The sequence below is a fragment of the Nocardioides sp. BP30 genome (assembly GCF_029873215.1).
Classification (GTDB): domain Bacteria; phylum Actinomycetota; class Actinomycetes; order Propionibacteriales; family Nocardioidaceae; genus Nocardioides.
In genome coordinates this window covers 2006139-2021241 of sequence record NZ_CP123620.1, presented here as the reverse complement: position 1 = coordinate 2021241, position 15103 = coordinate 2006139, and the positions used below count along the sequence as shown (strand labels likewise).

General features: G+C 69.9%; 13 protein-coding genes. 6 read left to right on the top strand and 7 right to left on the bottom strand.

Annotated elements, in window-relative coordinates; all coding sequences use genetic code 11:
- Window positions 1–54: 54 nt before the first annotated feature.
- From P5P86_RS09540 to P5P86_RS09530, 3 genes are read right to left on the bottom strand one after another with little or no spacing between them, the layout of a single operon-like run.
- Window positions 55–825 carry an SDR family NAD(P)-dependent oxidoreductase gene (locus P5P86_RS09540; protein WP_280611093.1) on the bottom strand — a complete coding sequence of 257 codons (771 nt, stop codon included), beginning with the start codon at window positions 823–825 and terminating at the stop codon, window positions 55–57.
- The gene (locus P5P86_RS09535) at window positions 822–2099 is read right to left on the bottom strand and encodes an acyl-CoA dehydrogenase family protein (RefSeq protein WP_280611092.1); all 1278 of its coding nucleotides are present in this window, start codon (window positions 2097–2099) and stop codon (window positions 822–824) included. Before P5P86_RS09535 ends, P5P86_RS09540 begins: the two co-directional genes overlap by 4 nt.
- Window positions 2100–2128: 29 nt before the next feature.
- Window positions 2129–3142, bottom strand: a complete 1014-nt coding sequence (locus P5P86_RS09530) for a phosphotransferase family protein (RefSeq protein ID WP_280611090.1) — start codon at window positions 3140–3142, stop codon at window positions 2129–2131.
- Between the two features lie 62 nt (window positions 3143–3204).
- Here P5P86_RS09530 and P5P86_RS09525 point away from each other — a divergent pair, with 62 nt between their 5' ends.
- Window positions 3205–4233 carry an NADPH:quinone oxidoreductase family protein gene (locus tag P5P86_RS09525; protein WP_280611088.1) on the top strand — a complete coding sequence of 343 codons (1029 nt, stop codon included), beginning with the start codon at window positions 3205–3207 and terminating at the stop codon, window positions 4231–4233.
- An 8-nt stretch (window positions 4234–4241) separates the two neighbouring features.
- On the opposite strand, the gene P5P86_RS09520 is transcribed toward P5P86_RS09525, so the two are convergent.
- Together P5P86_RS09520 and P5P86_RS09515 are read right to left on the bottom strand one after the other, a co-directional pair.
- Window positions 4242–5426, bottom strand: coding sequence for a thiolase family protein (locus P5P86_RS09520; RefSeq protein ID WP_280611087.1), 1185 nt, complete (start codon window positions 5424–5426; stop codon window positions 4242–4244).
- A complete protein-coding gene (locus tag P5P86_RS09515) occupies window positions 5423–5836 on the bottom strand; it encodes a Zn-ribbon domain-containing OB-fold protein (RefSeq protein WP_280611086.1) in 414 nt (137 codons plus the stop codon). The genes P5P86_RS09520 and P5P86_RS09515 overlap by 4 nt, the downstream gene beginning before the upstream one ends.
- A gap of 232 nt (window positions 5837–6068) precedes the next feature.
- Here P5P86_RS09515 and P5P86_RS09510 point away from each other — a divergent pair, with 232 nt between their 5' ends.
- Window positions 6069–7292 (top strand): CaiB/BaiF CoA transferase family protein, encoded by a 1224-nt coding sequence (locus P5P86_RS09510; protein ID WP_280611085.1) that lies wholly within the window; start codon window positions 6069–6071, stop codon window positions 7290–7292.
- Window positions 7292–7777: a DoxX family protein gene (locus P5P86_RS09505; RefSeq protein ID WP_280611084.1), complete on the top strand. Its 486-nt coding sequence runs from the start codon at window positions 7292–7294 to the stop codon at window positions 7775–7777. Before P5P86_RS09510 ends, P5P86_RS09505 begins: the two co-directional genes overlap by 1 nt.
- A 59-nt stretch (window positions 7778–7836) precedes the next feature.
- Here P5P86_RS09505 and P5P86_RS09500 read toward each other — a convergent pair whose 3' ends face one another.
- Both P5P86_RS09500 and P5P86_RS09495 read right to left on the bottom strand, forming a co-directional pair.
- Entirely contained in the window at window positions 7837–8478 is a 642-nt protein-coding gene (locus tag P5P86_RS09500) for a TetR/AcrR family transcriptional regulator (RefSeq protein WP_280611083.1), read from the bottom strand.
- Between the two features lie 29 nt (window positions 8479–8507).
- Complete coding sequence (locus tag P5P86_RS09495) at window positions 8508–9941, bottom strand: MFS transporter (protein ID WP_280611082.1); 1434 nt, start codon at window positions 9939–9941, stop codon at window positions 8508–8510.
- 275 nt (window positions 9942–10216) lie between these two features.
- Here P5P86_RS09495 and P5P86_RS09490 point away from each other — a divergent pair, with 275 nt between their 5' ends.
- The 3 genes from P5P86_RS09490 (at window position 10217) to P5P86_RS09480 (ending at window position 15078) form a co-directional block, all read left to right on the top strand.
- On the top strand, window positions 10217–11488 hold the full coding sequence (locus P5P86_RS09490; protein WP_280611081.1) for an ABC transporter substrate-binding protein: 1272 nt from the start codon (window positions 10217–10219) through the stop codon (window positions 11486–11488).
- An 87-nt stretch (window positions 11489–11575) separates the two neighbouring features.
- Complete coding sequence (locus P5P86_RS09485) at window positions 11576–14371, top strand: ABC transporter permease subunit (protein ID WP_280611080.1); 2796 nt, start codon at window positions 11576–11578, stop codon at window positions 14369–14371.
- Entirely contained in the window at window positions 14368–15078 is a 711-nt protein-coding gene (locus P5P86_RS09480; RefSeq protein WP_280611079.1) for an ABC transporter ATP-binding protein, read from the top strand. The genes P5P86_RS09485 and P5P86_RS09480 overlap by 4 nt, the downstream gene beginning before the upstream one ends.
- Window positions 15079–15103 lie beyond the last annotated feature (25 nt).

Sequence of the window (15103 nt, the reverse complement as noted above, 5' to 3'; positions counted from 1 at the left end):
CCCCGACAAGGGCGCCGCAGCTGAGCTGCGGCGCCCTTGTGTCTGCGTACGGCGTCAGCGCATCATCAGGGTGCCGCCGTCGACCGGGAAGACCTGACCGGTCATGAATCGCGAGCCCTCGCCCGCCAGGAAGGCGAGCACGGGCACGAAGTCCTGATCGACGTCCCCCAGCTTGCCGCCGAGGGGCACGGCGGTCGCCATGAAGGCATCGTGCGCGGCCAGCTGCTCCGGCGTCATCGCGGCGCGCGTCTTGTCGTACATCGGGGTCCAGATCGCGGGCGCGATGGCGTTGACAGTGATCGCGTAGGGCGCCCACTCCTGAGCGACGGTGCGCGTCCACGCCACCACGGCTCCCTTGCTCGCCGAGTACGCCGCCTTGCCCCTGAGACCCTGCACGCCGGCGGCCGAGGCGAAGTTGATGATCCGGCCCCCGTGCTCCCTCAGGTGGGCGAACGCCGCCTGGTTGGTGACGAACGTACCCGTGGCGTTGATCCGCATCACCCGTTCCCAGGTGGCGAGGTCGATCTCCTCGGCCGGCGCCCCGGGCGCGACGCCGGCGGCATGGATCAGGACATCGAGGCCGCCGAGACGGTCGACCGCGACGCCGAAGGCGTGCTCGACGGCCTCGGGGTCGGCGACGTCGCAGGCCACGAAGCCGGCACCGGCATCGCGCGCGATCGACTCCCCCGGGTCGACAGCCACGTCGACAGACACGACAGCGGCGTCGAGCCGTGGCAGCGCTCTCACCAGGCCCGCGCCCATGCCACTCGCTCCACCGGTGACGATGATGCGGCGCCCGTCGAGACTCCCGATCGCCCTCGTCATGCCACACCCAGCTTGGCCTGGGCCGCGGCCAGCTTCGTGGGGATGTGATCGGTCGGCCAGAGGCCGGCCGTAGCGTCGTGCTCCTTGAGCACGGCACGGGCCACCTGGCGCAGGTGCACCTCGGTCGGGCCGTCGACCAGGCCCATCACCGGAGCCGTGATCCACATCTTCGCCAGCGGCGTGTCCTGGGTGACGCCGAGGGCACCATGCACCTGGATCGACCGCTGGACGATGTCGTGCAGCACCTTGGGCGTGAGGAACTTGATCGCGCTGATGTCCTTGCGGCACTGCGCGTAGTCCTGGGTCTTGTCGATGAGCCACGCGGTGCGCAGCACGAAGAGACGGAACTGCGCGAGCTGGGCGTAGGACTCGGCGATGTAGCTCTGCACGGTCTCGCGCTCCGCGAGCGACCGCCCGCGGGTGACGCGACTCAGGGCCCGCTCGCACATCATGTCGAGCGCGCGCTGGGCCAGGCCGACGGTGCGCATCGCGTGATGCACCCGGCCACCGCCCAGGCGTACCTGCGCGACCTGGAAGGCCTTGCCCTCCTCGCCGAGCAGCGCGGTCGAGGGCACCCGCACGTCCTCGTAGCGGATGTAGGCCTCGGAGCCCTCCTCGGCCGGCTCGTGGATGAGAGCGAGGTTGCGCTCGATGGTGATGCCCGGCGTGTCGGCAGGCACCAGGAACATCGACATGCCGTCGTGGGGTCCGGCCTCCTTGTCGGTGTAGGCCATCACGATGAAGAAGGTCGCGTAGCGGGCGTTGGAGGAGAAGAACTTCGATCCGTTGATGACCCAGTCATCGCCGTCGCGCACCGCCGTGGTCTCGAACCCGGACACGTCCGCGCCGCCCTGGGGCTCGGTCATCGAGTACGTCGAGAAGATCTCGCCCTCCAGCAGCGGCTGGAGATAGGTCGCCTTCTGCTCGGGGGTGCCGAAGTGGGCGATGATCTCCGCGTTGCCGGTGTCGGGTGCCTGGGTCCCGAAGATGACCGGGGCCCAGGTCGAGCGGCCGAGGATCTCGTTGAGCAGCGCGAGCTTGAGCTGGCCGTAGCCCTGACCGCCGAGCGTGGGCTCGAGGTGACAGGCCCACAGTCCCTGGTCGCGGACCTGCTGCTTGAGCGGGTCGACGATCCGGCGGTGTTCGTCGTCGAGCGGCTTGTAGTTGTCGTGCGGCCAGACCAGGTCGAGCGGCTCGACCTCGTGGCGGACGAACTCGTCCACCCAGTCGAGCTTCTTCTGGAATACCGGGTCGGTCTCGAAGTCCCAGGACATGGGGTCTCCTCCTGTTTGAGAGCGGGTGGTCAGCGGAGCGTGGTCGAGCGGGACAGCGAGGCGGCGAACTCCATGAGCTCCAGCACGATCGGGCCGAAGCGCGCCACCCGGTCGTCCCCTTCTCCCCTGACGTGGCGTGCGACGCTCGCCTCGAGCACGATCGCGAGCTTGAAGCGGGCCAGGATCACGTAGTAGTCAACCTGCGAGACGTCGCGGCCACTGACCTTGGCGTAGTGCTCGAGCATGTCCTCGCGCGAGGGCATGCCGTCGTAGTCGAGGTAGCGAGCGTGCTGCATCGCATCACCCTCGGGCGGCCAGCCCACCAGCACCCACCCCAGGTCGAGCAGCGGGTCGCCGATGGTGGCCATCTCCCAGTCGATGATCGCGGCGAGCTCGGCGGGAGCGCCGTGCCGATACATCACGTTCGCGAACTGGTAGTCCCCGTGCATGATGCCCGGCTCGAACGTCTTCGGCAGGTGGGCGCGCAGCCACGCGGCCGTCTCCTCCAGCCCCGGGATCTCGCGGAACTGGTACGTCGCCAGGTGGCTGAGCCACCGGTCGACCTGGCGTTCGAGGAAACCCTCGGGCTTGCCGAAGCCCTCGAGCCCCTGCGCCTTCCAGTCGACCCGGGCCATCTTGGCGGCACCGTCGGCCAGCTGGATCGCCAGGCCGCCGCGAGCCTCCAGATCGGTGTCGAACGGCGGCGCCCATCCCCCGCCCATCGGGCTCCAGCCATCGACCAGGTCCATGACGTAGAACGGGGCGCCGATCACGTCGAGATCCGTGGTGGCGCCGCGGAAGGCCGCGTGCGGCACGTCGGTGCCGCTCAGGGCCTTGAGCAGCCGCGCCTCGCGCATCAGCACCTTCGCGCCACTCTCGACGGCGTGGGCCGGCGGTCGGCGCAGCGCCATCCGGGCGCCACCCCGGGTCACCGCATAGAGCTCGTTCTGCGAGCCGCCGGAGAGCGGCGTGACCTCGGCCAGCTCACCCCCGCCGGGAAGACCCTCGTCATCCATCCATCTGCTGAGCGCTTCGACATCCATGTCCAGGAATGTAGTTACCGTTATGGCAGAATGCAATTACTCTCAACGGCAGGAGACACTCGATGAGCACGACGACGGGCACCGAGGCGACGATGGTCGCCGCCCGGGTGCATCAACTCGGCGCGCCCGAATCGGTCGTGCTGGAGAGCATCGCCCGGCCGCGGCCGGCGCCGGGTGAGCTGCTCGTCGCCGTGCACGCGGCTGCGGTGAACTTCTCGGACACGCTCATGATCGAGGGGCGTTATCAGACCACGACGCCGCTGCCGTTCGTTCCCGGCTACGAGTACGCCGGCAGGGTCGTCGGGATCGGTGCCGACGTGGAGGGCTGGGCGGTCGGCGACCGGATCGCCGCGGTCGCGCCGGGCGCATTCGCCGAGTACGTCGTCGTACCGGCGAGATCCGCGGTGCGCGTCCCCGACGGCATGAGTCTCGCCTCCGCCGCCGCGGCCTGGGTGTGCCACCTCACGGCGTACGACGCCCTCCGATGGGTCGCCCGGGTCGAGCCGGGCGACATCGTGCTGGTGCTCGGCGCCGGCGGCGGGCTGGGTCTGGCCGCGGTCGAGCTGGCCGCTGCCCTCGGAGCACGGGTCGTCGCCGCGGCGTCGACGTACGAGAAGCGATCGGCGGCAAGCGCCCAGGGCGCGGCGCACACCGTGGACCCCTCCGGCGGCCAGCTCCGCGCCGCCCTGCGGGCACAGATCGGCCCAGGAGCCGTCGACGTCGTGTTCGATCCGGTCGGCGGGAGCCTCGCCGAGGACGCCCTGCGTGAGATGCGGTGGGGCGGTCGGTTCGTGACGCTCGGCTATGCCAGCGGCGACATCCCGCGGATCCCCCTCAACCTCGTGCTGCTGAAGGGCGTGACCGTCGCGGGCTTCGAGATGCGCACCTTCGCCGAGCACGATCCGACGAGCGCCGCACAGGGTCGGGCCGACTTCGCCGAGCTCTGGTCGAGTGGACGGATCCGGCCGCTGGTGGGTGCGAGGTTCCCCCTCTCGGAGGCCGGAGAGGCACTCGCGCACGTCGCCGGACGCCGGGCCGTCGGCAAGACCGTCATCGTCGTGCGGGACGACGACGTCGCCCCGCACGACTGAGAGCAGCGTCAGTCGGTCAGGTGAAGCAGCATGCAGCCGGCCTCAGGGCCGCCACCGACCCCGACCGCAGCCAGCTCGACGTCCTTCGCGATCTGCCGCTCGCCTGCCTCGCGCCACAACTGGACACACGCCTCGTGCAGGAAGCCGTAGCCGTGCAGGCGGCCGGCCGAGAGCTGGCCACCGTGGGGATTGATCGGCAGCCGGCCGTCGAGGCGGTAGTTGTCCTCGTCGTCGAGGAACTGTCCGACCTTGCCGTGCTCGGCGAAGCCGAGGGCCTCGATCCACTGGGTCGTCAGGTAGCTGAAGCCGTCGTAGAGCGTCGCGAAGTCGACGTCGGCGGCGGTGAACCTCGTGGTCTTCCACATCGAGGCCGCCACGTCATGGGAGGCCATCGTGGTCAGGTCGGTCCGCTGGTCCCAGGTATGGCGCTCGTAGAGCGCCGCACCTGCCCCCTCGATGGTGATCGGCGGCCTGGCCAGGCCACTGGTCGCCTCGCGCCGCGACACGATCACCGCGGTGGCACCGTCGGCAGGGATGTCGCAGTCGAAGAGACCGAAGGGCCACGACACCATCCGCGCGTTGAGGTAGTCCTCCATGGTCATCGGGTCGCGGTAGATGGCGTTCGGGTTGAGCGCTGCGTTGGTCCGCGAGTTGATGACGAGCTTGCCGATCTGCTCACGCGTGAGCCCGAACTCGTGCATGTACCGCTGGGCGTACATGGCGATCCAGTTGGCCGGAGAGGCTGCCCCGAACGGCATCCGGAACTCGGAGTGGCCCGACGCGCGCGACATCTTGCTGGTCAAGGCCGCCGCCCGGCCGGCCGCCTGGGCGGTGGCCTCCCAGACCGAGCGGAAGCAGAGCACATGGGTGGCACGTCCCGAGGCGACAGCCGCAGCCGCATCGAGCAGCGTGCCGATCTGACCTGAGGTCTCGACCCCGCTGACGTGCCACGTCGTGCGCAGCCCGAAGGCGTCGCGCACGTCGTGAGTGGCGGCTCCCACGAAACCCGCCTCTGCTGCCACAGGCCCGGGATAGCTGGCGACGCCGTCGATGTCGTCGAAGCTGAGGCCCGCGTGCGCGACGGCCCGCTCGGCGGCCTCGAGCGCGAGGTCGATGCCGGTACGGCCGATGCGCCGGCCGATCTGGGACTGTCCGACGCCGCTGATGACGGCGCGGTTCTCCACGAACGTCACGCGGCCACCGCCCGGAAGAGCGGAAGCGCGACGTCGTCCTGCACGTCGAAGACCACCTCGACCGCCATACCGACCTCGACCGCGTCGATGTCGACGTCGACCAGACAGGTCGTCAGGCGCAGTCCCGGCTGCTCCTCCAACTCCACCAGCGCGACGACGTACGGCGGCGGGAAGGCCGGGAACCAGGGGTGCTGATTGATCGTGTAGGCAGCGATCGTGCCGCGACCCGACGCCACCTCGGGCGCCACATCGCGACTCCGGCACTTCCAGCAGGCGCCCACCGGCGGATGGATCCACTGACGACACGCCTGACACCGGTTGATGCGCAGCTCCCCGTCGAAACCTCCCGTCCAGAACGCCCGCGAGTCTGGGGTGACCTCGGGGAGCATCCGCCCCTCCGCTTGTGCCATGGGATTCCTCCGCCTGTCGTTGCCGATCTCAGCATTAAGTGACTATACCGTCAGATATCTGACCCGACGAGAGTGTCGCACCGAGGGTTTCCTCGATCTGATGTCACAGAATCCTGTGACTGGCGCCACACTATCGCCTGCTGTATATGTACACTCAGTCAGAAATCGACGCCAGTAGGCGCGAGTAGCGGATCTGCCGCCCGCAGCCAGGCGTCCTCACAGGCGTTGAAAGGTGAGCATCGTGGTCGGTGTGATGAGCGGGATCCGGGTCGTCGAGGTCGCAGCGTGGACCTATGTGCCGGTGGCCGGGGCCCTGATGACCGAGTGGGGCGCCGACGTGCTCAAGATCGAGCACCCGGAGGTCGGCGACCCGCAGCGTGGTCTGGTGACGTCCGGACTCGTTCCGGCCGGCGGGGTGGCCCACATGTTCGAGCTGCCCAACCGGGGCAAGCGCAGCGTGGCCCTCGACCTCAAGTCGCCGGAGGGCCATGAGCTGCTCATGAAGCTGGTCGCCACGGCCGACGTCTTCTTGACGAACTTCCGCCCGTCGGCGCGCAAGAAGCTGGGCATCGATGTCGACGACGTACGCGCGGTCAATCCGAAGATCATCTACGCCCGTGGCTCCGCGGCCGGTCAGGAAGGCCCGGAGGGAGAGCGCGGCGGCTACGACCTCACGTCCTTCTGGGCGCGTGCCGGCATCGCCTCCAACGTGAGCCCCGACAGTCTGGGCTACACCGTGACGATGCCGGGCCCTGCCTTCGGCGACGTCCTCGGCGGCCTCGCGCTGGCCGGTGCCGTGAGCACGGCGCTCTTCCACCGCGAGCGCACCGGCGAAGCCCTGACGGTCGACGGCTCGCTGCTCGCGACGGGTGCCTGGGCCATGGGCGGCACCATCGCCGGCGCCTACGCCTTCAACCAGAAGGTCTACCCGAAGCACACTCCGGACCGAGCTCCCAACCCGCTCGTCAACAGCTACCGCACGGCCGACGACCGCTTCGTCACCCTCGTGATGTTGGAGTCGGACCGCTTCTGGCCCGAGCTGACCACGGCGTTGGGTGTCCCGGAGCTGATCACCGACGAGCGCTTCGACACCCACGCGAAGCGTGCGAAGAACAACGTCGAGGCCATCGCCGCGCTCTCGGCGGCCTTCGCGAAGAAGACCTACACCGAGTGGGAGCCGATCCTCGAGACACTCAGCGGCGCGTGGGCGAAGGTCCAGCACCCGCTGGAGGTCGTCGAGGATCAGCAGGTCGTCGCCAACAAGTACATCGCCGACCTCGAGGACCACAACGGCACGCCGTTCAAGCTCGTCTCCGCGCCCGTGCAGTTCGACGAGGCGCCCGGCGAGGTCCGCCGCTCCCCCGAGCACGGCGAACACACCGACGAGGTGCTCGAGGAGCTCGGCCTCTCGATGGAGGAGATCATCGACCTCAAGGTCAGCGGCGCCATCCTCTGATGGACCTCGACCTCGGGCTCCTCATCCTCCGTCTCGCCCTCGGCCCGATGCTGGTCGCCCATGGGTGGAACAAGGCGCGCGGTGCCGGCGGCTTCGCCGGCACCGCGGCATGGTTCGAGGGGCTCGGCCTGCGGCCGGGCTGGCTGCACGCGCGCCTGGCCGCGGCCACGGAGCTCGGCGCCGGAGCCCTGATGACGCTCGGCCTGCTCACCGGACTGGCGGCCACGGCCTTCGTCGGCCTCATGCTGGTCGCCGCGCTGACCGACCACCGCGGCAAGGGCTACTTCGTCTTCAAGGGCGGCTGCGAGTACACCGCACTGATAGCGATCAGCGCGGTCGGCATCGCCGCCACCGGCCCCGGCGCGTGGTCGGCGGACCACGCGGCGTCCCTGACCGTCTCCGGTGGGGCGTGGGCGCTGATCGCCGTCCTCGGCGGTGGCATCTGCGCGCTGCTCCTGCTCGCCGTGGCCCGGCGGCCTGCGTGACGTCGCCGGGGCCGTCGTCGCGATCTCCGCGACCTCGGCCGAGGGCCCACGACGCGGGGTCAGCCCCGGCTCATCTGCCTCTGGCCGGTCGAGATCCGTCGCATCTGCTCGGGGCTGATCGCCGACACCGCGCTGAGGCGGCCGGTACCTCTCAGGCCCGCGAGGTGGATCTCGAGGTGGCGGCGCCAGGCGCCCGGCGCCACCTCCTCGGTGGTCTCGATCAGCGACCGCATGCTCCACACCAGGGCCATCACGTCGCCCACCTCCGCCTCGGCGCTGAGCTCACCGGCGGCGACAGCCCGCCGGGTGAGCTCGGCCAGGTCGAGACGGACCCGTTCCGCGCTGGCCTCATCACCTCGGTCCAACAGCAGGGCGGCGTAGCGGCGGTGCGTCGCGAACGACCTGCCCAGCGCCAGCAGGAAGACCCGTAGACCGGTGCCGTCCGGTGCGCCGAGAGCGAGATCCGCGGCCTCGCCGAGCTCGCTCATCACCTGCGCGATCAGCGCATCGATCAACGCGTCCTTGCTCGCGAAGCGGCGGTAGATCGTGCCCACCCCCACCCCGGCGCGGGTAGCGATCTCCTCCATGGAGGCCTGGGTGCCGCATTCGGCGAGCACCTCACTGGCAGCCTGCAGGACCCGCGCGTCGTTCCGAACCGCGTCACGGCGCGGCGTACGGGAGGAGACGGATGCGTCAGGCACGAGACTGATGGTACGGGCCGGCGTACGGGTCACTCACTCGTGTCGCCCACGAGGGTCCCGCCCGCGACCAGACCCAGCTCCGCGTGCGGGGCGTCGGTGTCGTCATGGGAGGGACGGGTCCGCAGGTGCGGGATCAGGAGTCCGGCCAGCGCCGCGAGGATCAGACCGCCGCCCAGCATCGCGAAGCCCGCGGAATAGCCCGACTCCTTCGGCATGCCACTGGCAGCGATGTGGGAGGTGACGATGCTGGCCATCAGCGCAGAGCCGACGCTGCCACCGATCGTACGGATGTTGGCGTTCATCCCGGACGCGACGCCGGTCTGCTCGGGCGGGACCGCGGCGACGATGAGGCCCGACATCGCCGAGAAGGCAAGCCCGAAGCCGACGCCCATGATTGCTGTGGCCACGTAGATCTCCCACTGCTGGCCGTGCGCGAAGGCCAGCATCGCCATCGCGACCACGCCGATGGCGCATCCGACCACGACGAGCACCTTGCCGCCGACCTTCGCCGCCATCCGGCCGGCGAACATCGCCACCGCGAACATCGTGATCGAGGAGGGCAGCAGCATCAGACCCGACTCGGTGATACTCGCGCCGAAGCCGTACCCGGCCACCTTCGGCGTCTGCACGAACTCGGGCAGGAACGCGAACGTGGCGTACATGCCGACACCGATCAGAAGCGCCACGAGGTTGTTGGTCCACACCGCCGTCAGACGCATCATCCGCATGTCGATCAGCGGCGTGGCGGCGCGCTGCTCGGAGGCCACCCAGCCCACGGCGAGCACGACGGCGGCCACCAGGAGGCCGATCACCCGACCCGAGCCCCAGCCCCAGTCCGGCGCCTCGCTCAGTGCTACCAGCAGTGCCACCAGCCAAGCCGACAGCAGCAGAGCGGGCACCCACGAGATGCGACCGGGCGTGCGCACGGGCGACTCCGGGATGAAGACCACCGCGGCGACGGCCGCGGCAGCGGTCAGGATCATCGGGATCCAGAACAGCCAGTGCCAGTCCAGCGCGTTGACGATCGGGCCGGCCAGCACGATGCCCAGCCCCGCTCCCACCGCACTCAACGAAGCGATGGCACCGACAGCGCCCGTGACCTTCTCCCGGGGGAACTCGTCGCGGATGATCCCGAAGGCGAGCGGCAGCACACCGCCGCCGATGCCCTGGATCACGCGAGCCACGATCATCAGGCCGATCGAGGTCGACACGGCGGCCAGTACGGATCCGGCCGTGAGCGCGACCAGCGTCGCGACGAAGACGCGCTCCTTGCCGATCATGTCGCCCAGGCGTCCCATGATCGGCGTGAAGATCGAGGCGGAGAGCAGGTACGCCGTCAGCACCCACGTCACCGCACTCTGCGTGGTGTGCAACTCGCTCTGGACGGTGGTCAGGACCGGCGTCACCAGGGACTGGAGCAGGGCATACGCCCCGACGCCGGCCGCCAGGACGGCGAAGGTCACTTGATAGTGGGCTCGTTGACGGGCCAGGGCCATGACGCTCCTCGATTCGGAATCGATCTTCCGGATCAGGATAGAACAAACGGAACCGATATTCCGCATTCGGGGCGAGGCATGGAACGAAGCAGTGCGACCGAGGCGCTCATCATCTGAATCAGGTAGATCATTGACATGTATGAGCGAGGTCACCTAATTTCATTCCCACAGAGTGGCTCACGTCACATCGGGAGACGGGCCAGCCAGCCGGGGAGACCCGCCCAGCGTCCAGAGGAACTCACATGTTCACCATCCAGCGCGTGACCGCCCGCACAGCAGGGATCGCCGCAGCCGCGACCTTGGTGCTCGCCACCGCCACCGCTTGCGGGAGCAGCGGCTCATCCGCCGACTCGTCCAAGTCGGCCACCACCGCCACCACGGCGTCCGCGGACGCTCCGGCCGGGACCTTCGCCGGGAAGGCCGCCAGCGGCAGTCCCGTGAAGGTCGGGCTGATGAACCCCGAGGGGGGCGCGGCGGTCAACCAGCCCGAGGCGAGGGTCGCTGCCCAAGCGGCGGTCGACTACGCCAACGCGAACCTCGGCGGCCTGGGCGGTCACAAGATCGAGCTCGACATCTGCAAGACCAAGGAGGAGGACCCCTCCTCGCTGACCAACTGCGCCAACCAGATGGTGCAGGACAAGGTCGTGGGCGTCGTCGAGGCGAACACCGGGAACGGCTCGCTCGTCGTCCCGATCATCACCGGCGCGGGCATCGCCTACACCAGCTACCAGGGCACCTCTCCGCAGGAGATCGCCACTCCCGGCTCGTTCCTGTGGACCGGCGGCGTGCCGGCCAATGCGATCGCCATGGCGAAGACGGCCGCAGGCTCCGGCGTCAAGACGTTCACGCTGTACGTGACCCAGACCGGGAACGTCGTGGAGTCGGTCAAGGCACTCGCCGACCCCGTGTTCAAGCAGGCCGGGATCGGCCTCACGGTCACCGGCATCCCCTTGGGGAGCCCTGACGTCTCCGCCCAGGTGCAGGCGGGCCTGAAGAGCAAGCCCGGTGCGGTCGGCATCATCGGCGACGCGACCGTGTGCACCTCCACCCTCAAGGGCCTCGACACCGTCAGCTCGAAGGCGCCGCGCTACGTCATCCAACCCTGCATGGACCCCAGCGTCTACAAGGCCGACCCCAGCGGACTGGACGGCGCGACGCTGATGACCACCAGCGACTCGACCGGCAGCGACGACGAGGCGAAGATCTTCCGCGCGGTGATGGCCACCTACGCGCCTGCCAACGCCGACCTCGGCGGTGCCGCACCGACCGGCTACCAGTCGATGCTCGGATTCATCCGCAACGTCGATGCGGGCATCGGCTCCAACGACGTCACCGCAGCCACCGTGATCAGCGCCATCAAGGCGGCCAAGGACGTTCCGCTCCCGGCCGGCGGCGGCATCACGATGACGTGCGACGGCAAGCAGCTGCCGCAGCTTCCCGCGTTCTGCTCGGGCGGTGCGCTGGTCGGCCAGATCAAGGGCGGCACGGTCGCCGCCTTCCAAGTTCTTAAGTGAGAACCGGCTGGGGTCGGCCGCTGGTCGGCCCCAGCCACCCCAGCCGTCGCACCGGCTGGGTCGCAGACGCGCGAAAGAGAGCCCAGCATGGCCACGCACCTCACCTTCCTCCTCCTCGGCCTCGGCAACGGCGCCGTGTACGCCGCTATGGCGATCGCGTTGGTCACGACGTTCCGTAGCTCCGGCGTGGTCAACTTCAGCACGGGCGCGATCGCGCTGTACGTCGCCTACACCTACGGGTTCCTGCGCCAGGGTCAGCTGATCGACCCGATCCCCTGGACGCCGGTGACGGTCGATCTGGGGGGTCCGCTCGGTACCGCTCCAGCACTGATCGCGGCACTCGTCGTCGCGGCGCTGATCGGCCTCATCCTGTACGCGCTGGTCTTCAGGCCGCTGCGCAACGCCTCCCCGGTCGCGAAGGCCGTCGCCAGCATCGGCCTCATGCTGATGGTGCAGAGCCTCCTCGCCGCCCGCGTGGGGACCAGTCCGGTGGCCGTCGCACCCTTCCTGCCGACCGGGACGGTGAAGCTGGGCGGCGCCTCGATCGCGGCGGACCGGCTGTGGTTCGCCGGCATCATCGTCCTCGTCGCACTCGTACTCGGCGCCCTGATCAGGTACACCCGGTTCGGTCTCGCCACCCGTGCGGTAGCAGAGTCGGAGCGGGCCGCCTTGGTGAGCGGCCTCTCGCCCGACCGCATCGCGGCCATCAACTGGGCGCTGTCCTGCGTGGTCGCCGGCCTCTCCGGCATCCTCATCGCCCCGATCGTGCCGCTTGTCCCGAGCTCCTACGCGCTGTTCATCGTGCCGGCGCTGGCCGCCGCCCTGGTCGGCGGCTTCAGCCGTCTCGGCCCGGCCGTCGCGGCCGGACTCGGCATCGGCATGCTCCAGTCGGAGGCGACCTACCTGCAGAGCTCGGCGGCCCACTTCCCGAAGGCCGGCGTCGACTCGATGATCCCCCTGGTGGTGATCCTGCTCGTGCTCCTCGTGCGCAACGGCGGCATCCCACAGCGGGCGACCGTGGCACAACGATCCCTGGGCCGCGCGCCGGTGCCTCGCCATCCGGCGCTCGCCCTCGCCATCGGAGCGGTGGTCGGCATCGCTGCCCTGGCCCTCACCAGCGGCAACTGGCGCGCAGCGGTGATCACGACCATGATCCTGGCCGTCCTCGCGCTCTCCTACGTCGTCGTCACCGGCTACGCCGGTCAGATCTCGCTGGCCCAGCTGGCCCTGGCCGGTGGGTCGGCGTTCCTCCTGGCCCGCCTCACCACGCACGCTGGAGTCCCCTTCCCGCTCGCACCGATCCTCTCCGCGCTCGCCGTCACCGTCCTCGGCGTCATCGTCGGGCTGCCGGCGCTGCGACTGCGCGGCCTGCCGGTGGCGGTCCTCACGCTCGCGTTCTCGTTCGCTGTCGAGCAGTTCTGGTTCAACAACCCGCAGCTCAACGGGGGCATGGGCGGCGCGCCCATCAAGAAGCCGACGCTCTTCGGTCTCGACCTCGGCATCGGCGCCGGAGCCGGCTATCCGCGGATGGGCTTCGGCCTGCTGTGCCTCGTCGTCCTCCTGCTCACCGGCCTCGGGGTCGCCCTGCTGCGCCGCAGCCGGCTCGGAGCGTCGATGCTCGCGGTGCGGGCCAACGAGCGCTCGGCCGCCGCGTCGGGCATCGACGTCAACCGCGTCAAGATCGCCGCGTTCGCGATCGGAGCCTTCGTCGCCGGTATCGGAGGTGCCCTGATGGGCTACCAGCAGCAGCTGGCCGCAGCCAACAGCTACTCCACGCTGGCCGGCGTCGCGATCTTCGCGACCGTCTACCTCGCAGGCGTCTCCTCGGTGCTGGGCGGCGTGACCGCCGGGGCGATCGGCAGCGGCGGCGTCGTGTTCTTCGCCCTGAACAAGTGGATCAGCCTCGACAGCTACTTCGCTGTCATCAGCGGGCTGTTGCTGGTGCTCACCGTCATCCGCTACCCGGAGGGCGTCACCGGCCCCCTGCACGAGGCGATGCGGCGCTGGCGGACTCGCCGCCAGGAACCGGTCGCCTCCGGCGCACTGATGGCGGCCGCCTCCGAGATGGCCGAGCACTCCCCCCGCGAGCTCGGCGGGACGATCCTGCAGGTCGACGCCGTCGGCGTCCGGTACGGCGGAGTGGTGGCTCTGGACGAGGTCAGCTTCGAGGTGCGCGACGGTGAGATCCTCGGTCTGATCGGCCCCAACGGCGCCGGCAAGACGACGCTCCTCGACGCGCTCAGCGGCTTCGCCCCGCACGCCACCGGCCAGATCGCGCTGGAGGGCAACGCCGTCCACGGCGCCCGGCCGCACCGGCGGGTCCGCGCCGGCCTGGGCCGGACGTTCCAGGGCATCGAGCTCTACGAGGACCTGACGGTCGAGGAGAACGTCCGGGTCGGCACCAGCGGCACCGCTGCTCGAACGCGACTCAGCGCCCCGGAGCTCGATCGGCTCTTCGAGGTGCTGGGGCTGGCTCCCTTCGTCGACCGTCCGGTCGCCGAGCTGTCCCACGGCCAGCGTCAGCTCGTCTCGGTGGCGCGCGCGCTGGCTGGACGCCCCAGGGTCGTCCTCCTCGACGAGCCGGCGGCCGGCCTGGACAGCAACGAGTCGTTGTGGCTCGGCGAGCGCCTCAAGGCCGTGCGCGATGCGGGAACCACCATCGTGATGATCGATCACGACATGGGACTCGTGCTCGAGACCTGCGACCGGATCGTCGTCCTGGACCTGGGCCGCAAGATCGCCGATGCGGTTCCCGAGCAGATCCGCACCGACCCCACGGTCGTGGCCGCCTATCTGGGCTCCGTCCATGACGAGCCACCCCACCCCGAACCGACCCACCCCGAGCCGACCCGGCACCATGACCCCGACGAGGTGATCGCGTGAGCACCGTTCTGGATGTGAAGGACCTGGCTGCCGGTTATGCGGGCAGCACCGTCGTTCGCGACTTCTCCCTCGCCCTCGACCGCGGCCAGGTGCTGGCGCTGTTGGGGCCCAACGGCGCCGGCAAGACGACCACCCTGGTGGCCATCGCCGGCCTGCTGGGCCGCTCCGCAGGCACGGTGACGGTCGACGGCACAGCTGTCGCAGCCGGGCGCCCCCGTGCGACGGCGCGCGCCGGCCTGGCGTTCGTCCCGGACGACCGGGCGCTCTTCCGGACCCTGACCGTTGCGGAGAACCTCAGGCTCGCGGCGACCGGCAAGGGACGCATCGACGAGGTGCTCGACCTCTTCCCGCGGCTCAGGGAGCGGCTCAACGTCGCGTCCGGACTCCTCTCGGGTGGCGAGCAGCAGCAGCTCGCGATCGGCCGGGCCCTGGCCCAGGACCCGAAGGTGCTGCTCATCGACGAGCTCTCGATGGGCCTCGCGCCGGTGATCGTCGAGCAGCTCCTGCCGGTCCTGCGCCGCGTTGCCGACGAGACCGGTACGGCGGTGGTCCTGGTCGAGCAGCACGTCCGACCGGCGCTCGCGATCTCCGACTTCGCCGTCGTCCTCGCCCACGGCACCGAGGTGCTGCGCGGGAGCGCAGCGGAGCTGCTGGCCCATCCCGAGCGGATCGAGGCGGCGTACCTGGGCGAGGCACCCGCGGCATGAGAGACCGATGGGCGGCCCTCCACAT